Consider the following 22005-nt stretch of genomic DNA (forward strand, 5'->3'; position numbering starts at 1 on the left):
GTGTGGTGCCATGGACGGGTACAAACCCAGCAGCACGCAGTGGTGCCCGTCAGCCGCGCAGCTCGGGGAACTCCTCGTAGCGGAAGTCCTCGATGCGGACCGCGGTGTCGTGCTCGCGGGCCCGGAGCACCACCCTGCGCACCTTGCCGCTGAGGGTCTTGGGGAGCGTCGAGAACTCCAGCCGCCGGATCCGCAGGTACGGGGCAAGGCGTTCCTTCGCGTGCTGCAGGATGGACAACGCAGTCTCGCGGGACGGCTCGAAGCCGGCCGCCAGCGACACATACGCCTTCGGCACGGCGGCGCGGATGGGATCCGGCGCCGGCACGATCGCGGCCTCGACGACGGCGGGGTGCTCGATCAGCACCGATTCCAGTTCGAACGGCGAGATCTTGTAATCCGACGCCTTGAACACGTCGTCGGTGCGCCCGACGTACGTCAGGTAGCCCTCGTCGTCGACCGTCACCAAGTCGCCCGAGTGGTAGCGGCCGTCCTCCTGCGCAGTTGGCGCACCGCCGAGGTAGCCCGACATCTGGTTGTACGGCCACGGGTCGAGCGGCAGCGTGATCTCGCCCTGGCTCGCCACCTCGCCGGTGTCCGGATCGACGATCTGGATGCCCACGCCCGGCAGGATCTTGCCCATGGCCCCAGGCTTGACCTTCTCGCCCGGCGCGTTGCCGATGGTGCAGGTCGTCTCGGTCTGGCCGTAGCCGTCGCGGATCGTGAGGCCCCAGGCGCGTTCGACCGTCGAAATCACTTCGGGGTTCAGCGGTTCGCCCGCGCCGACGATGTCGCGCAGGGCCGACGGCTTCGACCCCAGGTCCGCCTGGATCATCATCCGCCACACGGTGGGCGGGGCACAGAACGTGGTGACCTTCGCGTCCTCCAGTTCCTTCAGCATCTTCGCGGCATCGAAGCGCCCGTAGTTGTAGGAGAACACCGTCGCCTCGGCCAACCACGGGGAGAAGAAACTCGACCAGGCGTGCTTGCCCCAGCCGGGAGAGGAGACGTTGAGGTGCACATCGCCGGGTCGCACGCCGATGAAGTACATCGTCGACAGGTGGCCGACGGGGTAGCTCAGCTGGGTGTGGGCCACGAGCTTGGGGTCTTTCGTGGTGCCGGAGGTGAAGTAGTAGAGCACCGGGTCGTTGACGTCGGTGACCACCTCGCATGGCGTGGCGGGGGAGTCCGCAGACTCCGCCATGCTGAGCCACCGGCCGTGGGCCTGCCCCGTGGTGATGAGGGTGGCGCCGTCGATGAGGTCGAACTTGTCCTCGTCGACGGGGTTGGCGATGACGGCGCGGACATCGGCGCGCTCGATGCGGTCCACCACGTCGAAGTCCTGCAACGCCTGCGCAGTGGGCAGGATGATGCCGCCGATCTTCATCACAGCGAGCATGGCGTCCCACAACTCCACCTGATTGGCGAGCATCAGCATGACGGCGTCGCCCTTGCGCACGCCGGCCGTCGTCTGCAGCCAGCCGGCCAGCCGGTCCGAGCGCTCAACCAGTTCGGCGTACGTGTAGCGCTCGTCCGCTCCGTCCTCGTCGCGGATCCAGAGCGCAAGGTCATCGCGGTCGCGCCCGATGGCGTCGAACCAGTCGATGGCCCAGTTGAAGTTACCGGTGATGTCCGGCCACTCGAACCGGGCGCGGGCCTCGTCACCCTGCCCCACAAGCTGGAGGAGGAGATCGCGGGCGGCGCGGATCTTGGCGGTGGCGTCGGACATGGGGCTCCTCGGGACGTTACCTACGGTTGCGTAGGTTGGTTCCGAGATTACTCCGGGCGTTGTCCCTCGACTCTGGTGACTCCGTCAGTAAAGGGCTGGCCGCACTTGTGGGACTCCCACAATTGCCGGGCCCCTGTCAGTCGTCGAGCAGACCCATCAACAGTGAGAAGCCGCCGATCATCATGGCCCCCGTCGTGATCTGGCGGATCACGGGATCTGACCCGTAACGGCCGTAGTAGCCCTGCGCCCAGGCGGCGTGGCGTGGGTCTTCCCAGTAGGGCACCGGCATCAGCTGCGGGCCCGCGTGCACCATGCGGATGGAGGGGTCGTTGCCGGTGCGGACGCGCTGGGCGTCGGCGGCGCACGCGGGGACCTCACGCATCGCTCCGCCGGGCGGCGCCCACTGGACGTTGGCGACGGAGGTGCCGTGCGCCGGGTCGAAGAAGCAGGGCGGGCGGTGCTCCGGGACCGGTGCGCCGTTGGCGCGTGCCTTCACACAGGCGATCGCGTAGCGACCCTCGTCGAGGATCTCCGTGATGCGCTTCACGTCGGCGTTACTGCGGGCGTACTCGAGCTGCTGCTTGGCGCCGTCGTAGGAGTCGAGGGCCTTGCCGTAATCAGCTTGAGCGTCCGCGTCGAGGGTGCGGCCCACCACGTCGAGGTCGAGGTCTCGGAGCTGCTCACCGAACGTGGTGATGTCGGCGTTGACTGCGTCCCGCGAGGCGGGGGAGAGGGGCTGGGCCGCCGAGGGGTCGTAACCCTGGCCGTAGCCCAACTGCTGCCCGAAGCCGAAGTGCTGAGCGTAGCCCTGCTGCTGCTGCCCGTAACGCGTGGGCGGCCCGTAGCCCATGGGCGGCCGGAAGAACTGTTGCGGCTGGCCCCAACCGAGCTGCGGTTGCCGGGGCTGCTGCTGCTGATCGAGCTGGTCGTATCCGCTGCCTCGCACCGAGCGGCCGATGCCGAGCACGATGGACACCGCCACCATGATGAACATGATCGTGAAAATGCTGCCGAACACGCGTCCTCCAGTCGTCAGTCTCTCCAGAATAGGCGCGGCCTCCAAGGAGTGGAACGACGGCGGTGCCGGTGGCGGTCAACGCCACCGGCACCGGTGAGACAGCTCAGTGGGGTACCCCCGTCACTCGGGCTCGACGATCTCGCAGAGGACCTGGCCGGCCGTCACGGCCTGACCGGCCTCGACCTTCAGGTCCACCACCACGCCGTCGCGGTGGGCCTTGAGCGGCTGTTCCATCTTCATGGCTTCGATCACGGCGACGGTGTCGCCCTCGGCCACCTGCTGGCCCTCCTCGACGGCCACCTTGACGATGGTGCCCTGCATGGGCGACGTCATGGCGTTGCCGCTGGCTGCCGCGACCTTCGAGCCACCCCGGTCGCGCTTCGTGGGCTTCTTCATGGCCTTGCCGGCCGCGGGCCTGCCGCCGCCGAAGCCGCCGGGTAGCTTGACCTCGACGCGCTTGCCGTTGACCTCGACCGTGATGACCTCCGGCTCTTCGTGGTCATCCTCTTCGCCGAGGAGGCCGGTGTAGGGCGGGATCTCGGTGGCGAAATCCGTCTCGATCCAGCGGGTGTGCACTCTGAAGTGCCCGTCCGCCGCGGTGTAGGCGGGATCTGCCAGCACCACCTGGTGGAACGGCACGACGGTGGGCATGCCCTCGATCTGCAGTTCGGCCAGGGCGCGGCGGGAGCGGGCGATGGCCTGCTTCCGGTCCGCGCCGGTGACGATGAGCTTGGCCACGAGGGAGTCGAACGCACCCGGGACGGTCATGCCGACGTGGTACCCCTCGTCGACGCGGACGCCCGGGCCCGACGGCGCATGCCACTTCACCAGCGTGCCGGGGGCGGGCATGAAGTTGCGGCCGGCGTCTTCAGCGTTGATGCGGAACTCGATGGAGTGGCCGCGCACCTGGGGGTCGCCGTAGCCCAGTTCCTCGCCGGCGGCGATGCGGAACATCTCGCGCACCAGGTCGATGCCGGTGACCTCCTCGGAGACGGGGTGCTCCACCTGGAGGCGGGTATTGACCTCGAGGAACGAGATGGTGCCGTCTGTACCCACGAGGAATTCGCAGGTGCCGGCGCCGACGTAACCGGCCTCCTTGAGGATGGCCTTGGAGGATTCGTAGAGCAGCGTGACCTGTTCCTCGGTGAGGAACGGTGCGGGGGCCTCCTCGACGAGCTTCTGGTGGCGGCGCTGCAGCGAGCAGTCTCGGGTGGAGACCACCACGACGTTGCCGTGGGTGTCCGCCAGGCACTGGGTCTCCACGTGACGCGGCTTGTCGAGGTACCGCTCGACGAAGCACTCGCCGCGTCCGAAGGCGGTGACGGCTTCGCGGGTGGCGGACTCGAACAGGTCCGGGATCTCCTCAAGGGTGCGCGCCACCTTCAGGCCGCGTCCGCCGCCGCCGAAGGCCGCCTTGATGGCCACAGGGAGGCCGAACTCCTCGGCGAACGCGACCACTTCGCCTGCGTCGGCGACGGGATCCGCCGTGCCCGGAACCTGGGGAGCGCCCACCTTCTGGGCGATGTGCCGTGCCCTGACCTTGTCGCCCAGCGACTCGATGGCGGCCGGCGGGGGCCCGATCCAGATCAGGCCGGCGTCGATGACGGCCTGGGCGAACTGGGCGTTCTCGGCGAGGAAGCCGTATCCGGGGTGGATGGCGTTGGCGCCCGCGCGCTCGGCGATCCCGAGCAGCTTGGGGATGTTGAGGTAGGTGTCCGCAGGGGTCGCGCCGTTGAGGGCGTACGCCTCGTCGGCCAGCTTGACGAACAGTGATTCTGCGTCGGAATCTGCGTAGACGGCTACGGAACCGATTCCAGCATCCCGCGCGGCACGAATGACTCGTACAGCGATTTCTCCGCGGTTTGCAATCAGAACCTTCGAGACGGCGTCGTTGCCCACTTCTCCTCCTGCATTCGTTTGTGCCTCGGAGTCTAGTGGGCGGCGCTTCGCGCGGTTGGATTGTCCATAACCTTGTGGATTCAGCGCGGATGTGCGGTCACGAGGGGGTGTCGCGGCGCTCCGCCGTCTGCTCCCGTTCGGCCATGTCGGCGGCGCTTGGGCCAGACATCTTGCGGTCGCGTTCCTCCGCGTCGGGGGAGCCGGAGTAGAGGCGGGCCTCGGGGCTGCGCGACGACAGTGTGGTCTCCAGAGGGGACTCCTCCTTGCTCCGGATCTCGGAGGGCTTGCGGCGATGCGACAGCCACGAATGGAGCCACTTCGGCAGGGCCGGGTCCTCCTCCGTGTCCTCGAGACTGCCGGTGACCGCCGGCATCACGTCGGTCTCCTCCAGGGCCTGCTCCGCCTCCCACTCGGTGACGACCCGGTCCACGAAATCCTCGCGTTCCTCAACGGGCGGGGCCGTCGTCGTGTCGGGCTCCAGGCGGGTGCGGGGCAGGGCGTACACGGCCTGGTGCTGCACCCAGGCGATGAGGTCCTCCCGCACCAGGCAGCGCAGATCCCACAGTTGGCCAGACGTTGCCGCGGAGACCACGGCGCGGATCCTGACATGGCCGCCCGTGGCGTCGGTCACCTGCATGGAGGCCGTGCGGCCGTCCCACAGTTCGCTGGAACGCACGATGCGGGTCAGTTCGACCCGCATGGCCTCCACCGGCGCCAACCAGTCGAGGTCGAACTCGACGGTGCCGAGCAGCTTGGGCTCGCGTCGCGTCCAGTTCTCGAACGGCTTGCTGGTGAAGTAGGTGCTGGGCACGATCCAGCGGCGGTCGTCCCACGCCCGGACGACCACGTAGGTCAGCGTGATCTCCTCGACGGAACCCATCTGCTCGTCGAAGACCACGAGGTCGCCGACGCGCAGCGCGTCCGAGAACGCGATCTGCATGCCCGCGAAGATGTTGGCCAGCGACGACTGCGCGGCGAGGCCCGCGACGATCGACAGCACGCCCGCCGAAGCCATCAATGACGCGCCGATCGCCCGGAACTGCGGGAACGTCAGGAGCGCGCCGGCCAGGGCACAGATCCAGATCACCGCCAGGCCCACCCGCATGACGATCTGCAACTGGGTGCGGACCCGGCGGAAGTGGGGCGTCTCCTCGGCGTCGTCCTCACGGCTGAGGAGCGTCTCCCCGATGGCCCTGATCACACCGGTGAGCAGGAAGGCGGCGGCGAAGATCATCAGGATGAGGAACACCTGGAGGAAGATCGGCCGCCACTCGGGCGCGGCCTGCAGTGCGCGCGGGCGGGTGACGAACGCCACAGCGAGCCCAGCGCCGAGCAGGATGAAGAAGATCCGTTGCGGCAGCCTCATGCGCCGGATGACGAACTTGCGGGTGCGGCGTTTGACGATGAGCCTCAGCAGGGCCGTCAGGATGAGCGACACGATGAAACCTGCGAGGAGTCCGAGCCCTGCCCAGAGCAGCACCGTCAGCAGGTCGAGCGTGTCGGGAGTCATGGTGAGAGCCTAGTCGCCGGACTCCTCCGGGGTCTCGCGATCCGTGCGCAGCGAGAGGGCGGCGAAGGAATCCGACGTGGTGAAGGCCCCCTGCCAGTGGCCGTTGGTGAAGAGCATCGACTGGTTCTTGTCCGCCGTGATCGTGAAGCCCATGCCCGCGAGGTTCTCGCGGAGGTACGCGGCGATGTCCTGCCCGGAGGGGGAGGAGAACACCGCGGTGACGTTGTTGTAGGAATCGATGCGGTCCGTGATCGACGCGTGGAGCGGGACGGAGAACATCTCCGGCGCGTTGACGTAGCCCAGCGAGCTGAGCAGGACGCCACCCTCCGGCGCGTCGCTCACGAGTGGTGACGACTCCGGGGCGGAAGGGGTGGGTTCCGGTGCGGAGGAGCATCCCACCAGGGCGAGCGCTGCCACCAGGGCGATTCCGATCCGTTGCACGGGGACGATCCTAGGCCACGCCCCAACCCTGGACCGCGTCCTAGGAACGCTGGTCCACCCACAGCGAGTGCCACGGCACGCCGGAGTCGATCACCATCTGCCGGACCAGCGGCAGCGAGATGCCGGTGACGTTGAACGGGTCGCCCTCGATGGACGTCACGAAGGCACCGCCCAGGCCGTCGATCGTGAAGGCCCCGGCCACCCGCTGGGGCTCCCCGGTGGCCGCGTAGGCCCGGATCTCCTCATCGGACAGGTCCGCGAAGCGCACCATGGTGGAGCCGACCCGCGTCTGCTCCGAATACCGCTCACCCTGGTGCACGACGATGTGGTGGCCCGTGTGCAACAGGCCCTCATGCCCGCGCATCCGCTGCCATCGGTCGATGGCAGCCTCCTCCGTACCGGGCTTGCCGTGCGCCCGGCCCTCGAACTCGAGGACCGTGTCACACGCGAAGAGCACGAAGTCGCCCACGAGCTGCGGGACGACGGTGCTGCCCTTGGCCTCCGCGAGCCTGGCCGCCAGGCGGGTGGGGACCGGATCAACGATCTGACTCTCGTCGAAACCGGACACCACCACCTCGGGATCCAGGCCCGCGTTGCGCAGGACCTGCAGTCGCGCCGGCGACTTCGAAGCCAGAATCACCCGCATCTGATCACATGCGGTTGAACGTACGCCACGCCTCGCGGCCCGTGATCAACGGGCCGCGGACGGTGCGGTAGTAGGACTTCCAGCCGCCGGCCAGCGGCCGGTCCTCCGCCGAGCGCAACGGCTCACGCCGGGCGGAGGCCACGAGCACGGCGGTGACCGCGGCCATCTCCTCCTCGGTGAGAGTGGCCTTACCGAATTCGAGCGAGCCGGTCACAGCGGGATGTTCCCATGCTTCTTCGGCGGCAACACCTCGCGCTTGGAACGCAGCAGGCGCAGCGCCCTGATGACCTGGGCCCTGGTCTCGTGCGGGTAGATCACCTGGTCGACGTAGCCGCGGTCCGCCGCGACATACGGGTTGGTCAGCTCGTCGTCGTACTCCTGGATCAGCCGCGCGCGCTCCTCCTCGGGGTTCTCCGAGTTGGTGAGTTGCTTGCGGTAGAGGATGTTGACGGCGCCCTGGGCGCCCATCACCGCGATCTGCGCCGTCGGCCACGCCAGGTTGATGTCGGCACCCAGGTGCTTGGAGCCCATGACGACGTACGCGCCGCCGTAGGCCTTGCGGGTGATGACGGTCAGCAACGGGACGGTTGCCTCGGCGTAGGCGTAGATGAGCTTCGCGCCGCGGCGGATGATGCCGTTGTGTTCCTGGCCGACGCCCGGCAGGAAGCCGGGCACGTCGACGAAGGTCAGCACCGGGATGTTGAACGCGTCGCAGGTGCGCACGAACCGGGCGGCCTTCTCGGCGGAGTCGATGTCGAGGCAGCCGGCGAACACCGTCGGCTGGTTCGCGACGATGCCGATCGAGCGGCCCTCGATCCGGCCGAAGCCGACGATGATCGACCCCGCGAACAGCGGCATGACCTCGAGGAACTCCTCGTCGTCTAGGACGTTGCGGATCACCTCGCGCATGTCGTAGGGCTGGTTCGCGGCGTCCGGGATGAGCAGGTCGAGCTCGCGGTCGTGGTCCGTGATGGTCAGGTCGACCTCGTCGTCGTCCCAGACCGGCGGATCCTCCAGGTTGTTCTGGGGGAGGTAGCTGATGAGGTCACGCACGTACTCGATGGCGTCGTTCTCGTCGGCGGCCAGGTAGTGGGCGTTGCCCGACTTCGTGTTGTGCGTGCGTCCGCCGCCCAACTCCTCCATCGAGACGTCCTCGCCGGTGACGGTCTTGATGACCTCTGGGCCGGTGATGAACATCTGCGACGTCTGGTCCACCATCACGACGAAATCCGTCAGCGCCGGGCCGTAGACGTGGCCACCGGCGGCGGCGCCCATGATCAGCGAGATCTGGGGGATCACCCCGGAGGCGACGGTGTTGCGCTTGAAGATCTCCCCGTAGAGCGCCAGCGAGACGACACCCTCCTGGATGCGTGCGCCACCGCCCTCGTTGATCCCGATGAGTGGCACCCCGGTCTTCATGGCGAAGTCCTGGATCTTGACAATCTTTTCGCCGTACACCTGGCCGAGCGCGCCACCGAAGATGGTGACGTCCTGGCTGAAGATGCACACCGGGCGGCCATGGATGGACCCGGTTCCGGTGATGACGCCGTCGCCGAAGGGGCGGCGGGCATCCATACCGAATGCGCTAGTACGGTGGCGAGAGAACTGGTCGAATTCCGCGAAGGAACCCTCATCGAGGAGGGCCATGACCCGTTCGCGGGCAGTCATCTTGCCCTTGGCATGCTGCTTTTCCACGGCTGCGGCGGACCCGGCGTGCACGGCCTCATCGATGCGCACTCCGAGATTGGCAATCCTACCGGCGGTGGTGTGGATGTCGATCTCCATGGCCTTCACCATAGCGGGATTGAACTTCGCTCAATTCCCTTGCTCAACTTTGGAACGGGCAGGCGCTGACACCGAGCCTACGATGAGTTCGTGACCGCCGAACTGCCTGACGCCGAATCCATCCGCAGCCTCCTCGAACCGGGTACCCCGTTCACCCGCGTCGAGGTGGTCGACAGCACCGGCTCCACGAACGCCGACCTCTCGAAGCGCGCGCACAGCGGCGAGGCTGAAGGCGCCGCGCTCATCTCCATGGAACAGAGGGCGGGGAGGGGGCGGCTCGACAGGCAGTGGGTCTCACCGCACGGCTCGTCCATCTCGCTCTCCGTGCTCCTCAAGCCCAGGCCGGAGTTCCAGCACTGGGGCTGGCTCTCGCTGCTGGCGGGCATGGCGGTGTCGTCGGCGCTGGCCGAACTCGCGCCGGACCCCTCCCGCGTCACACTCAAGTGGCCCAACGACGTGCTCATCGGGGGCCGGAAGGTCTGCGGCATCCTGTCGGAACGCGTCGAGCAGCCCGACGGGGCACGCGCCGTCGTCGGCCTCGGCATCAACGTGACGCTCACCGAGGAGCAACTGCCGGTGCCCAACGCCACGTCGCTGAGCCTTGAAGGCATCCCCACAGACCAGAGCCGCGTCGTAGCGGGTGTCCTGAACCACTTCGCCCGCTACTACACCGCCTGGCAGTTGCGCGGCTCGCTGCGGGAGGAATACGAGTCGCGCTGCTCGTCCATCGGCTCGCAGTTGAAGGTGGTGGTCGACGGCCAGCGCACCGTGGAGGGGACCGGAAGGGGGGTCGACGTCTTCGGCAGGCTCCAGGTGGCCACCTCGTCGGGCCTCCAGACGTTCGCGGTGGGCGACGTCATCCACGCCCGCCTCGGATAGTCGGCGGCGCATGCCAGACTGTGGCCATGGCGATCAAGAGAGACCAACTGGGCCGCGACGAGCACATCGTCGCCTCCATGCGCACGCACGGCAAAGTGCTGATCGTTCCGGCGTTGGTGCTGATCGTGATGGGCTCCCTCCTCGGCTTCGCCATCGCACTCCTCCCGCCGGACTGGGAACCCTGGGGCACCTACGCGGTGATCGCGTTGTTCCTGGTCGTCGTGGTCGGTGCGGTCGTCCTGCCGTTCCTGCGCTGGCTCACCTCCACGTACACCATCACGGACCGCCGCATCGTCACGCGGCGCGGCATCATCAACAAGACCGGACATGACCTGCCGCTACGCCGCATCAACAACGTCAACTACGAGCGCTCGCTGACAGACCGCATGCTCGGCTGCGGCACGCTCATCCTGGAGACGGCCGCCGGGCAGCCCCTGGCACTGCCTGACGTGCCGCACGTGGAGCGCGTCCACGTGACCATCAACGACCTGCTCTACGACATGCATGGGGCGCCGGACACCTCCGACGAGTAGTCTTCGCGGGTGACTCGACGCTACTCACTGGCCATCGCCGGAGGCGGGCAGCTGGCCCGCATGATGCAGCAGGCGGCCATTCCGCTGGGGATCGACGTGCGGCTGCTCGCCGAGGGGCCGGCCGTTTCCGCGGCCCAGGTGGTACCCGCCCACACCGTCGGCGACTACCGCAGCCTCGACACCCTCCTGGAGTTCGTCGACGGCGCGGACGTGCTGACCTTCGACCACGAGCACGTGCCCACCAGACACCTCGACGTCCTGGCCGAGCACGTCGCCGTGCGGCCCGGCTCCGCCGCGCTGCGGTTCGCGCAGGACAAGGCGGAGATGCGCGAGAAGATGGCGGAGCTGGGGATCGCCTGCCCCGCGTTCGCCGTCGCAGACTCGCCGCAGGGCCTCATCGCGTTCGGCGACAGCCAGGGCTGGCCGGTGATCGCCAAGGCCTCCCGCGGCGGCTACGACGGCAAGGGCGTCTGGAAGCTGGACGGACCCGAAGATGCCGGCGAACCGTTCGCGAACCTGCCCGAGACGTCCGCGGGGGAGCGGGTCAGGATCGTGGCGGAGGAGTTCATCGACTTCGCCAGGGAGCTGTCCGCCATCGTCGTGCGCTCCCCATCCGGACAGGTGGTGGCCTATCCCATCAGCGAGACACTGCAGGAACAGGGCATCTGCGTCGAGACCGTCACCCCCGCGCCCGGCATGAGCGACGAGGTCGCGGCGGGGCTCCAGCAGATGGCCGTGCGCATCGCCACCGAACTCGGCGTCGTGGGCGTCCTCGCCGTCGAACTCATGGAGGCCCGCGACGGCCGCATCGTCGTCAACGAGCTGGCGATGCGGCCGCACAACACCGGGCACTGGACCATCGACGGGGCGCTCACGAGCCAGTTCGAGAACCACATCCGCGCCGCCCTCGACCTGCCGCTCGGCTCACCCGCCATGCGCTCAGACGTCGTCGTGATGACCAACGTGCTCGGCGGCGCCGAGGATGACCTCACCGGAGCGCTGCAGCACGTGTTCGCCCGTGACCGCGAGGTGCGCGTGCACCTCTACGGCAAGGAGGTCATGCCCGGCCGTAAGGTGGGGCACGTCACCTGCTTCGGCGCCTCGCTCGACGACGTGCGTCGTCGCGCCCGGCACGCCGCTCACTACCTGATGGGAGACCCCGATGCCTGAGCCGCTCGTCTCGATCGTGATGGGATCTGATTCGGACTGGCCCACGATGTCGGCCGCGGCCGACGCGCTGGCCGAGTTCGGCGTCGCCTACGAGGCGGATGTCGTGTCCGCCCACCGGATGCCGGAGGACATGGTGCGCTTCGGCCGCGAGGCGCACGAGCGCGGCATCAAGGTGATCATCGCCGGCGCGGGCGGGGCGGCGCATCTGCCGGGCATGCTCGCGTCGCTGACGCCGCTGCCGGTGATCGGCGTACCGGTTGCCCTGAAGTACCTCGACGGCATGGATTCGCTGCTCTCGATCGTGCAGATGCCGGCGGGGGTCCCCGTCGCCACCGTCGCCATCGGCAACGCCCGCAACGCCGGCCTGCTGGCGGTGCGGATGCTCACCGTCGGTGACGATGCCCTGCTCGAGCGGATGCTCGACTTCCAGGACCAGCTCCGGGACGCGGCGCACGCGAAGGGCGCCGTCGTCCGCGAAGCCAGCGGTTCCTAGTTGAACACCACCTCGAGCCGGACGGTGCTGTCGCCGTCGTCTGCGGCTTCAACCGCCATGCCGAGGGCACTGACAGGCTCGAGCCACTGGGTGAAGCCGGCAGAGTATTCGCTGGCCGCCATCTCCTGGTAGAGCGGCATGCTCTTCACGGCGTTGAGGTCCACGAAGCTCAGGCTGCTGGCGTCCTGACGGATCACGTCCTTGAAGCCGGCGGAATCCCCCAGGGTGGTGGCAGGGCTGCGGATGTCGTCGATGCCCTGGCCGTACGCGAGGTAGACGGTGTCGCCGTCCTGCTCGGCGGTGAGCCCCTCGAAGCTCCCCTCGGGCATCAGGACCTGCTTGACGCTGTCCAGCAGCTCGAGCTGGCGGGCAGGATCATCGCTGATGAACTTGGCTCCCACCACGGGCTGGCCCTGGGCGTCCGTGCCGACGGTCACGCCGATCTGGCGGCCCAGGAGGGCCTGCAGGTCTGCGGCTGACATGATGCCGAGCGACTCGAGGTCCGGGGTCAGGCCGGCTGCCTCGAAGGACCGCCAGGACTGCTCATACGCCTCGGTGGAGCCGGCGCCCGCCACGGCGGCGAGCACGTCTCCGGGAAGTCCACTCGCGAAGGCGCGCATGTCGTCGAGTTCCGGTTGCGGGTAGTTGGGCGCCGAGAACTGCCCGTCGAGGATGACACGGTCATCGTCCACCTTGAGGCCTGCCGCACCGTGGGAGCCGCGGAGGGCCTCGACGTCGCTCATGGGGTAGAGGCCGGGCCCGCTCTGGCTGATGAGCATGTCCATGGCCTCGGAGCCTGCCCAGAAGGTGGCCAGGCTGCCCGTGCCGAGCTTGGCCATGTCGGCCTTGTAGTCCTCGTCATCCGCCAGCGACGACTCGCTGATCGCCGCGGCGTCCAGGCCGAGGTCCGCGCTGGTGATCACCAGCACATCGTCGACGAAGAAGTACTCGTTCTCGGCGGCGGCCTGAGCCGCAGCGAACGCCTCGGCCTTCTCCTTGTCGGTGGTCTCGACGGCCACCACGACCTGGTCGCCGAAGCCCGAGGCGCGGTCCGGTGCCGAGCCCAGGAACCCGAGGGCGACGGAGTCGCCCAGCCACGGCTCGACCTCCTCATAGGCCGGCTTGTCCCCGGAATCGTCCGGGATGAGATCCCACAGCGCCCGCTTGTAATCTGTGGTCTCCGACATCTCCTCGCCCACCGGGAACTTGTTGATGATGCGCGCGAGCTTCAACTGGTCTGCCGGAGCCGGTGCCAGGTTCAGCTCGACGGCCATCACCACGGTGGAGGGGAGGCCCTTGGCCGCGGCGGGCGTGGCGCCCCGGAAGAACGTCAGCCCGAAGGCCACGCCACCGATCACCAACGCGAGTGCGAGGGCTCCGGCGACGATCGCGGGGGCCTTCGACTTCTTCTTCACCGGGGCAGCCGCGTACGGCTGGTACTGGCCCGGGCCCTGTTGCGGGGGAGTGCCCCACTGGCCCTGCGGTGGTGAGGGCGTGCCCCACTGCCCCTGCTGCGGCGGAGGAGTGCCCCACGGCGCCGGCTGCTGCGGGCGGGGCTGCTGGAAGGACGGAGGCCGGGGCGGAGCCTGCGGACCCTGCTGTGGCGGCTGTTGCGGGGCGGGACCCCACTGCGGCTGCGGAGGCTGTGGGCCGTTCTGCTGCCAGCCGGGCGGTGGGTTCTGGGTCACGGTGTTCTCCTGCGCGCAGTCGAGGGGTGTGCTTCGAGGATAGGTCCACCGCAGACCAGTGACCGCTACTGCCGGTACTTCTCCAAGTCGGCCGTATTGCCGACAGCCATCGCCCCGAAGATCTCGTCAGCAGCTGTTTCGTCCCAGATGACGGAGGAGCCGACGCTGGTGTTCGCCACGCTGCCGGGGACGGTCAGGCTGAGCCCGGAACCGGTCATCACACTGAAGAAGCCCGTTCCCACCTGCGCCATGGATCCCAGGCCGGTGTCCTCGCCGCGCGCGAGCGACTTCGAGGCCGCCATGTTGACCTTCCAGTACCGCATCGGATTGAGCACGGTGAGGGGGTTGGCGACCTTCTTCATGATGGCGCCGATGGTCTCGCGCTGACGCTCGACCCGGCCGAAGTCGCCGTTCGGGTCCGCCTTGCGCATCCGCACGTAGCCCAGCGCGGTGACGCCGTCGACCGTCTGGCACCCCTTCGACAGCGTGATGTGGGCGTCCTCGTCGTCGATGTCGAACTTCGGGCACACCTCGATCCCCCCGACCGCGTCCACCACGTCCACGACGCCCAACATGCCCACCTCGAGGTAACCGTCGATGCGCACGCCGGTGTTCAGCTCGATGGTCTCGATGAGAAGGGGAGCGCCGCCGAAGGCGTAGGCGGCGTTGAGCTTGTTCTTCTTGCGGCCGGGGATCTGGACGATGGAGTCGCGCGGGAGGCTCAGCAGCACCGGCTCACCCTCGGCGGGGGTGTGCAGCAGCATCATGGTGTCCGTTCGGCGACCGTCGGTGGTGCCGGTGCGCAGCCTCGACCGGTCCTCGGCGCTCAGGTCATCGCGGGCGTCGGAGCCCACCAGGAGGATGGTGCTGCCCGGCTGCTCCGCGGGGCGTTCGCCGGCCGCCGCCGTGTCCACCGTGGTGCCGGCCGTCCAGGCGTAGAGCGGGGTGCCGATCAGGAAGGCCAGCCACAGGATGAGAGCGAAGCCCAGGAGACGGAGTGGCCGGAAACGACGGCGCTTCCTTGCCCTGCCGGCCGGGGGAGCGGCGGGCGGAGCTGTGGGCGGTTGCGACGGCGGGCCGGCCTTGGTGGCCGGCTGCGGCCGGGCGGTGCCCTGCGGATAGCCCGCGCCGCGCTCGCGACGGGCATCGTTGCGGCGCATGCTCTCCACCTCGTCAGGACGGAGCACGGAGGTCTCCTCGTCCTTCTCGTCCCGGTAGAGCCAGTTCATGTCGTCGTCTCCTCGTGGCACTCGCCATCCCCTTTCAGCGTGCCCAAGGGTACCCATTAGTGCGCCAACGACGGCATCGCGGCGTGGCGCTACCGGGCTGAGGGGAACCTGCGGGTGAGGATGGAAATCAGCCTTCCCCGAGGAGATCACCAGTGCCGTCCACCAAGACCGCAGCCGCCAAGAGCGTGCAGGCCCGCCGCGCCTTCGGCTTCGTCCTGATGTCCGCACTGTTCCCTGGCTCGGTGCAGTGGTTCGCCGGCAACCGCGCGGTGGGTCGCGTCGCCGGCCGCGTCTACGGCGCCGCCCTGGCCCTGCTGCTGCTGATGGTGCTGGGCCTCCTCCTCTTCCGTGGCCCCACCGTCGGGCTGCTGCTCAACCCCGCAGCGACCGCCGTCGTGCGCGTGGCCCTCTGGATCCTCTTCGCTGGCTGGGTGCTGCTCCTGGTGGACGCGTGGCGGCTCGCCGCGCCGCTGCGCCTCGGGCAGCGCACCCGGCTGACCCTCACCGTCACCACCCTGGCGCTCGCGCTGGGCGTGGGCGGCATCACCACCGTCGCCGCCAGCGGCTTCCAGGCCGCTGGGAACGTCGGCGTCGTGCTGCAGGGCGGCGGCGACACCGACGAGAAGGCCGGCCGCTACAACGTGCTGTTGCTGGGGGTCGACGCGGCGGAGGGCCGCGACGGCCTGCGGCCGGATTCGATCAATGTGGCCTCCGTGGACGCGGAGACCGGGCGCACCGTCCTGTTCGGGCTGCCGCGCAACCTGCAGAAAGTGCGCTTCCCGGAATCCTCCCCGCTGCGGGCCCTCTACTCCGAGGGCTACGTCTGCCCCGACAACGCCTGTCTGCTCAACGGGGTCTACACCCTGGGTGAGCAGCACGCCGATCTCTACCCCGGTGAGGCGGACCCGGGCCTCCAGGCGATGAAGGAGGCCATCAGCGAGACACTCGGCCTCGACCTGAACTACTTCGCGATGATCGACATGGCCGGTTTCCAGAACCTCATCAACGCCATGGGCGGCATCCGGCTCAACATCGCCAAGCCCATCCCGATGGGCGGCGGTGGCAGCAACATCCACGGCTACATCGAGCCCGGCGACGACGTCCGGCTCGACGGCTACCAGGCGCTCTGGTTCGCCCGCTCCCGGGCGGAGAGCAGCGACTACGAGCGCATGGTGCGCCAGAAGTGCGTGATGTCGGCGATGGCGAACCAGCTGGACCCCATGACGGTGGCCACGAAGTTCGTCGAACTGTCCAAGGCGGGCGGCGACGTGCTGCGCACCGACGTCGGCACGGGCGAGATCACCCGCCTGGCCGAGTTGGCCCTGCAGGCCAAGGAACTCAGCATCGTCTCGGTCAACTTCACGCCCCCGCTGATCGTCACGGGGGACCCGGATTTCGACCTGATCCGCAGCACCGTCCGCGACAAGATCCAAGCGTCCGAAGCGCTCGACGAGGCGACGGGGTCGCCTGCCCCGGCAGCGTCCCCGGACGCCGCCACCACGCAGGCCGTCCCTGTTGCGGTGTCTCCGGAGGCGTCCTCCGAGGCGCCGGCCGCCGACACCGCCGAACCGGCCACCGAGAGTGCGGATCCCGCCCCGGTGGAGGTCGCCGCCGCGGAAGCGGAGAGCGAGGAGGACGAACCGGTCAGTGCCGCTGGCGACCTTGAGCTGGTCTGCTCGGTTCCGTGAGCCGCGCCCACTAAAGTGGCCCCCGGAGAAGGGAGTCCGCAGCGTGCAGCAGAGCGTCAGCGTCGTGATGCCGATCCGCAATGAGGAATCACACCTCGAGGCGGCCGTCGAGCGGGTCCTCAGCCAGGGCTATCCCGGTGAACTGGAGATCCTGCTGGCAGTGGCTCCCAGCACAGACCGCACCAGGGAGATCGCCGACGACCTGGCGGCCGCTGACCCGCGCATCCGGGTGCTGGACAACCCGGAGGGTTACACCCCCGTCGGGCTCAACATCGCCATCCACGCGGCACGGCACCCCGTCATCGTGCGCGTCGACGGGCACGGTGAACTGAGCCCCGGCTACATCGCCACCGCGGTGCGCCTGCTCGAGGAGACGGGCGCCGCCAACGTGGGCGGCCTCATGGACGCCCAGGGCACCTCCGCCCTCTCCGAGGCCATCGCCGCCGCGTACAACTCCCGCCTGGGCCTCGGTGGCGGTGGGTTCCACCTCGCCGACACTCCGCCCGGGCCGGCCGACACCGTGTTCCTCGGCGTGTTCCGCCGCGACGTGCTGGAGGAGATCGGCGGTTTCGACGAGACGCTCCACCGCGCTCAGGACTGGGAGCTGAACTACCGGCTCCGCACCGCGGGCCACCTCGTCTACTTCTCCCCGGACCTGCGCGTCGTCTACCGCCCCCGCAACAGCTACAAGGCGCTCGCCAAGCAGTTCTTCACCACCGGCCAGTGGCGCCGCGAAGTGATCCGCCGCCATCCGGAGACCGCCTCGCTGCGCTATCTCGCCCCGCCGTTCGCGGTGCTGGGCATGGGCGGCGGTCTCCTCGGGGGTCTGCTCGGCCTCGTGCTGCGCAACCGGCTGCTCACCGCGCTCCTCGTGGCGCCGCTGGTCTACCTGTCGTTCCTGACGGTGGCCACCGCAACGATGGAGACCACGGCGCGGGCCCGCACCCGCCTGCCGCTCGTGCTCGCGATCATGCACGTGGCGTGGGGCGCGGGCTTCGTCCGTGGTCTGCCGGATCGCGCTGACACCCTGGGATGAGTGCCCCGCAGGAACGTGCCAAGATGGATCCCATGAGTTGGCAGACCCCGGAGCCCGCATCGCGCGGGACTGATTCCCGGGCTGCCACCGAAGTACTCCTGCAAGCCCAACGACTGGCAGACAGGCTGCGCGAAGAGGCCCAGTCAGAGGCAGACCGCATCCGCACCGAAACCGTCGAACTCACCCAGCAGCGCGATGAACTGGCGGGCGAGGTCACCTTCGCCCGCCGTCGGCTGGAGGAGGCGAAGGCGGACGCCCAGCGCACGCTGTCAGACGCCGTCGCGCAGGCCGGCGCCATCAGCGGACGTGCCCAGGAAGGTGCCGACGAGGTCGTCGCTGAAGCGCGTGCCGATGCGGAGCGCATCGTCGCCGAAGCCCAGAGCCGGGCTGCGCGCCAGCTCGAGGACGCAACCGCGGAGGCCGCACGCATCAGGGCGGAGGTGTCGGCCTGGCGCGAGAAGGTCGAGGTGGAGGGGCACGCCGCCCGCGCCCTCGTCGACGACGAACTCACAGCCCAGCGCGCAGCGCACGACGAGCGCATCGCCAGGGAACAGGGCGAAGCGGACCAGGAACTCGCCGCCCGCCGGGAAGAGATGCAGCGGCTGGAGGACGAGGCCGCAGCGCGGCTCGCCGCCGAGCGCGAAGCCGTGGAGCGGGAGATGACGCAGCTGCGCGAGGAGACGGCGGACCAGGTGGCCCGGCTGACGTCCGAGGCGCAGCGGCAGGCCGACGCGCAACTCGCGGCGGCCTCCAGCCAGATGGAGTGGGCCCAGACCACCGTCGCGGCGCTGCTCGACGGCGCGCGCGTGGACGTGGCGCGCCGCAAGCAGCAGGCGCACCTCGACCAGGCCCGCCGCACGGCGGAGCTGAGAGCCAAGCTGTCGGCCACCACCCAGCGTTCCGTGGACGCAGCCCGCCAGCGGCTGCGCGCGGCAGACGTGGAGGCGCACGACACCCGCGGCAGGGCCGACGCCGAACTCGCCGCCGCCGCACAGCACGCCCAGCGCACCCGGGCGGAGGCGGACCAGCAGGCTGCCGACACCGTGGAACGGGCGAAGCGCGAAGCGGAGGCGATCGTGCAGCGGGCGGATCAGCGCATGACGGAGGCTGAAGCCAGCTCCGAGATGCTCCGCGAGCAGCTCACGGCAGAGCTCGAGCGCACCCAGAAGGCGTCCTACGAACGCACCCGCGCCACCCGCGAGGAGGCCGTCCGCCTCCTGTCCGACGCGCGGGTCGAGGCCGAGACCATCCGCACGCAGGCCCGCGAGATGCTGGCCGCTGCCCGGCAGGAAGTCGCGGGGCTGACGAAGCGCCGCGACGACATCACCCTGCAACTCAATTCGCTCTCCGGCGTGATCGAAGCGCTGTCAGTACCAGGTACCACCACTCAAGACGAGGAAAACTCATGAGCTCCACTTTCCGCACCGTGCTTCGTGGCTACGAGCCGGCCCAGGTCGACGCCGAGATCGCCACGCTGCAGCAGGCGCTGGATTCCGCCCGCGCAGAGCTGGGTGAGTTCACCATCCGCCTCAAGGAGGCCGCCGCGGAGCGCGAGCAACTGGCCCAGGAACTGGCCGCCGCCAAGAGCCGCTCCGAGGAGCAGTCCCGCGCCGCGTCCATGGTGTCGCGCCCGGCCTTCACCGATCTCGGCGAGCGCGTCGGCCGCATCCTCACCCTGGCCGAGGAAGAGGCAGAGGAGATGAAACGGGCGGCGAAGGAGAAGGCCAACCAGCTCGTCGAGGACGCGCAGAAGAGGGCCCAGGCCGCGCTGACCGAGGCCGACCGGTACGCCGTCGACACGCGCAGCTCCGCAGACGCCGACGCCGAGGCGAAGCTCACCGGCGCCCAGCGCCGGGCCGACGAGATCCTCGACAACGCGGACCGCGAGGCCGCGGCACGTCGCGAAGAGGCCGAGGCCGTCTACGAGTCCCAGCAGGCCCGCGCCGCCCAGGCCGCCGCGGACTTCGAGCGGACGCTGTCCGAACGCCGCAACGCCGCCACCGCAGACTTCAACCTGGCCATGGGCCAGCGCGAGGAGCAGCTCAGTGCCGCCGAGGAGAACCTGCGCGGCGCCGAGAACGACGCGCTGCGCGTGATCGCCGACGCCAACACGCAGGCCGAATCCATCCGCAACAAGGCGCAGGCCGAGGCCGACGAGCTGATCGGGGAGGCCCGCACGCAGGCAGACCGGATCCGCCGCGACTCGGACCGCGAACTGTCGGCGCTGACCCAGCGTCGCGATTCGATTACGGCGCAACTGTCCAATGTGCGCCAGATGCTTGCCACACTGGGTGGAGGCGCCGCGCTCGCGGTGGTCGACAACCAGGAGGCAGCCATGTCACAGAACCAGGCAGATCCGGCGAACGTGGATCATCAGCACGACGACGATGATCGCGTCCACGCCCAGGAGGCATCCGAAGGCGCGAAGAACGAAGGCGAGACCCATCCTGACAACCGCGTCCACGATCAGGACCCGGCAGAGGGCGCCGAAGACATTCAGTGAGTGACGCGCTCGTCGGCACCGATCCGGGCGGCTTCGTCGTCTGAGGTGTTGACGGCCACGACGGTTGAGCCGGTGCCCAGCACCGGCGCAACCAACGCACGCGCCACCGTCTCCCACCCGGGCGCCGGGTCACGCAGCAGCACGCGCCTGTCGCTCGCGCCCACTTCCGGGGCGGCGGCGCCGTCCCAGGAGAAGGCCTTGCCGTCGAGCGCCACGTCGTGGAGGTCCGGCTGCCCGAACACCTCGCGGTAGTCGACGGCGTCCACGGGCGGGGTGGTGAACCCCAGGCCCAGCGGATGCAGCGAGCAGGCCACCGTGATCTCCGCGCGGCGGTCATCGCCGGGCCCCACCACCAGGAAATCCGCGCCCGTCGCGTCGCTGTTGACGGGGCAGCCCCGCTGCCAGGCGGCCGCGATCCACACCATCGTCACCCAGTGGCCGGGATGCGACGAGGCCAGCGCCACATCGATGGGCTCGCCGTCGTCGTGCCCGAGGTCCGCGATGAGGTTGGCGGTCTTGTCCACCCAGTTGGCGAACGTGACCGCAGACAGTTCGATGCGCGAGCCTTCCGCTCCGTCGTAGTAGGTGAGCAGCGGCTGCGCGCCCTGCCGGGCGACGCGCTTCTGGAGGGCGGAAACGAGCATGGGTGCAGCCTAGACGGCTAGGGTCTTTCCATGCGTTACGTCGTCATCATGGCCGGTGGGTCCGGCACGCGCCTGTGGCCGCTCTCGCGCAAGGGCAGGCCGAAGCAGTTGCTGGAGATGGTGGGCGGGAAGTCCCTGCTCCGGCTGGCCTACGAACGACTGGACGGACTCGTCGACAAGAACCGCATCCTGGTCTGCACCGGCCGAAGCTACGCCGACGACGTGGCACGCCAGCTTCCGGAACTCGCGCCCGGCAACATCCTGGGGGAGCCCGAGGGCCGCGACTCCCTCAACGCGGTGGCCTGGTCCGCGGCCGTTGTCGCGGACCGTGATCCCGACGGGGTGGTCGCCATGGTGACGGCTGACCAGATCATCGAACCCGTCGACGAGTTCCAACGGTCCTTGTCGCTCGCCTTCGACGTCGCGGAGGCCCGCCCCAACGCGCTGGTCACCCTCGGCGTCGTGCCCACCTCGCCGCACACCGGCTACGGCTACCTGCACCGCGCCGACGAACTCGAGGGCTTCAGCGGCGTCCACCGCGTCGCGGAGTTCAAGGAGAAGCCCAGCCGGGACGTCGCCGTCGCCTACGTGAACTCGGGGGAGTACTGGTGGAACGCCGGCATGTTCGTCTGGCGGGCCAACACCCTCCTCAGCCAACTGGACCAACTACTGCCGGACACGGCCCGGACCGTGCGCGAGATCGTGGCGCATCCCGAGCGTCTGGATGAGCTGTTCCCCACCCTCCAGAAGATCTCCGTGGACTACGCGGTGATGGAGCCCGCCTCCGTGGGGAGGACCGACGCGGAGGTGGTCAGCGTCGGGCTGCACATCCAATGGAAGGACGTGGGCGGTTTCCTGTCGCTCGCGGAGTTGTTCACGCGCGACGAGCACGGCAACGCCGTCGACGGCCGGACGGTGACCCTGGATTCGTCCGGATCGGTGCTGGTCAACGCCGCGGGACCGGACCATGTGGTGGCCGCGCTGGGCCTGAAGAACTGTCTCGTGGTGGCCACCGGGACTGCCACGTTGGTGGCCAGCCTCGAAGATTCCGAGCGGATCCGTGAACTGGTCGAGCTGGTGCGAACCCGCGTTGGGGCAGAATACGCCTAACCCGTCC

General features: G+C 69.1%; 20 protein-coding genes. 9 read left to right on the forward strand and 11 right to left on the reverse strand.

The annotated features are described in order from the left end of the window. Positions 1-49: 49 nt before the first annotated feature. The 8 genes from ACZK4S_RS05570 to ACZK4S_RS05605 form a co-directional block, all read right to left on the reverse strand. The gene (locus ACZK4S_RS05570) at positions 50-1726 is read right to left on the reverse strand and encodes an AMP-binding protein (protein ID WP_463643634.1); all 1677 of its coding nucleotides are present in this window, start codon (positions 1724-1726) and stop codon (positions 50-52) included. A gap of 136 nt (positions 1727-1862) precedes the next feature. Beyond that, positions 1863-2744: a hypothetical protein gene (locus ACZK4S_RS05575; RefSeq protein WP_463643635.1), complete on the reverse strand. Its 882-nt coding sequence runs from the start codon at positions 2742-2744 to the stop codon at positions 1863-1865. Between the two features lie 120 nt (positions 2745-2864). Further along, positions 2865-4643 carry an ATP-binding protein gene (locus ACZK4S_RS05580; RefSeq protein ID WP_076060277.1) on the reverse strand — a complete coding sequence of 593 codons (1779 nt, stop codon included), beginning with the start codon at positions 4641-4643 and terminating at the stop codon, positions 2865-2867. A 97-nt stretch (positions 4644-4740) separates the two neighbouring features. After that, positions 4741-6153 (reverse strand): mechanosensitive ion channel family protein, encoded by a 1413-nt coding sequence (locus ACZK4S_RS05585; protein WP_463643636.1) that lies wholly within the window; start codon positions 6151-6153, stop codon positions 4741-4743. A 9-nt stretch (positions 6154-6162) separates the two neighbouring features. Then, positions 6163-6594, reverse strand: a complete 432-nt coding sequence (locus ACZK4S_RS05590) for a YajG family lipoprotein (RefSeq protein ID WP_463643637.1) — start codon at positions 6592-6594, stop codon at positions 6163-6165. A gap of 40 nt (positions 6595-6634) precedes the next feature. Continuing rightward, complete coding sequence (locus ACZK4S_RS05595) at positions 6635-7240, reverse strand: Maf family protein (RefSeq protein WP_076060284.1); 606 nt, start codon at positions 7238-7240, stop codon at positions 6635-6637. 4 nt (positions 7241-7244) lie between these two features. Beyond that, positions 7245-7454: an acyl-CoA carboxylase subunit epsilon gene (locus tag ACZK4S_RS05600; RefSeq protein WP_076060286.1), complete on the reverse strand. Its 210-nt coding sequence runs from the start codon at positions 7452-7454 to the stop codon at positions 7245-7247. Beyond that, the gene (locus tag ACZK4S_RS05605) at positions 7451-9025 is read right to left on the reverse strand and encodes an acyl-CoA carboxylase subunit beta (RefSeq protein ID WP_463643638.1); all 1575 of its coding nucleotides are present in this window, start codon (positions 9023-9025) and stop codon (positions 7451-7453) included. The genes ACZK4S_RS05600 and ACZK4S_RS05605 overlap by 4 nt, the downstream gene beginning before the upstream one ends. A 90-nt stretch (positions 9026-9115) precedes the next feature. Here ACZK4S_RS05605 and ACZK4S_RS05610 point away from each other — a divergent pair, with 90 nt between their 5' ends. The 4 genes from ACZK4S_RS05610 to purE are packed head-to-tail and all read left to right on the forward strand — an operon-like array spanning position 9116 to position 12100. After that, a complete protein-coding gene (locus ACZK4S_RS05610) occupies positions 9116-9904 on the forward strand; it encodes a biotin--[acetyl-CoA-carboxylase] ligase (protein WP_463643639.1) in 789 nt (262 codons plus the stop codon). A 26-nt stretch (positions 9905-9930) separates the two neighbouring features. After that, a complete protein-coding gene (locus tag ACZK4S_RS05615) occupies positions 9931-10437 on the forward strand; it encodes a PH domain-containing protein (protein ID WP_076060288.1) in 507 nt (168 codons plus the stop codon). Between the two features lie 9 nt (positions 10438-10446). Beyond that, positions 10447-11607 (forward strand): 5-(carboxyamino)imidazole ribonucleotide synthase, encoded by a 1161-nt coding sequence (locus ACZK4S_RS05620; protein WP_463643640.1) that lies wholly within the window; start codon positions 10447-10449, stop codon positions 11605-11607. Further along, positions 11600-12100 carry a 5-(carboxyamino)imidazole ribonucleotide mutase gene (purE, locus tag ACZK4S_RS05625; protein ID WP_076060293.1) on the forward strand — a complete coding sequence of 167 codons (501 nt, stop codon included), beginning with the start codon at positions 11600-11602 and terminating at the stop codon, positions 12098-12100. The genes ACZK4S_RS05620 and purE overlap by 8 nt, the downstream gene beginning before the upstream one ends. On the opposite strand, the gene ACZK4S_RS05630 is transcribed toward purE, so the two are convergent. Together ACZK4S_RS05630 and ACZK4S_RS05635 are read right to left on the reverse strand one after the other, a co-directional pair. Further along, entirely contained in the window at positions 12097-13788 is a 1692-nt protein-coding gene (locus tag ACZK4S_RS05630; protein WP_463643641.1) for a DUF3352 domain-containing protein, read from the reverse strand. The two genes, purE and ACZK4S_RS05630, sit on opposite strands and share 4 nt — an antisense overlap. 65 nt (positions 13789-13853) lie before the next feature. Continuing rightward, entirely contained in the window at positions 13854-15017 is a 1164-nt protein-coding gene (locus ACZK4S_RS05635) for an LCP family protein (RefSeq protein WP_463643642.1), read from the reverse strand. 152 nt (positions 15018-15169) lie between these two features. Here ACZK4S_RS05635 and ACZK4S_RS05640 point away from each other — a divergent pair, with 152 nt between their 5' ends. The 4 genes from ACZK4S_RS05640 to ACZK4S_RS05655 are packed head-to-tail and all read left to right on the forward strand — an operon-like array spanning position 15170 to position 20244. Beyond that, on the forward strand, positions 15170-16705 hold the full coding sequence (locus ACZK4S_RS05640) for an LCP family protein (RefSeq protein WP_463643643.1): 1536 nt from the start codon (positions 15170-15172) through the stop codon (positions 16703-16705). Between the two features lie 43 nt (positions 16706-16748). Then, positions 16749-17741 (forward strand): glycosyltransferase family 2 protein, encoded by a 993-nt coding sequence (locus ACZK4S_RS05645; RefSeq protein WP_463643644.1) that lies wholly within the window; start codon positions 16749-16751, stop codon positions 17739-17741. Between the two features lie 32 nt (positions 17742-17773). Continuing rightward, a complete protein-coding gene (locus ACZK4S_RS05650) occupies positions 17774-19150 on the forward strand; it encodes a coiled-coil domain-containing protein (protein ID WP_463643645.1) in 1377 nt (458 codons plus the stop codon). Further along, positions 19147-20244 (forward strand): coiled-coil domain-containing protein, encoded by a 1098-nt coding sequence (locus ACZK4S_RS05655; RefSeq protein WP_463643646.1) that lies wholly within the window; start codon positions 19147-19149, stop codon positions 20242-20244. Before ACZK4S_RS05650 ends, ACZK4S_RS05655 begins: the two co-directional genes overlap by 4 nt. On the opposite strand, the gene ACZK4S_RS05660 is transcribed toward ACZK4S_RS05655, so the two are convergent. Then, on the reverse strand, positions 20238-20888 hold the full coding sequence (locus ACZK4S_RS05660) for a TIGR03089 family protein (protein WP_463643647.1): 651 nt from the start codon (positions 20886-20888) through the stop codon (positions 20238-20240). The genes ACZK4S_RS05655 and ACZK4S_RS05660 overlap by 7 nt on opposite strands. 30 nt (positions 20889-20918) lie before the next feature. On the opposite strand from ACZK4S_RS05660, the gene ACZK4S_RS05665 reads away from it, so the two are divergent. Next, positions 20919-21998 carry a mannose-1-phosphate guanylyltransferase gene (locus ACZK4S_RS05665; protein WP_463643648.1) on the forward strand — a complete coding sequence of 360 codons (1080 nt, stop codon included), beginning with the start codon at positions 20919-20921 and terminating at the stop codon, positions 21996-21998. Positions 21999-22005 lie beyond the last annotated feature (7 nt).

The sequence above is a fragment of the Tessaracoccus zhenghani genome, from assembly GCF_055326325.1.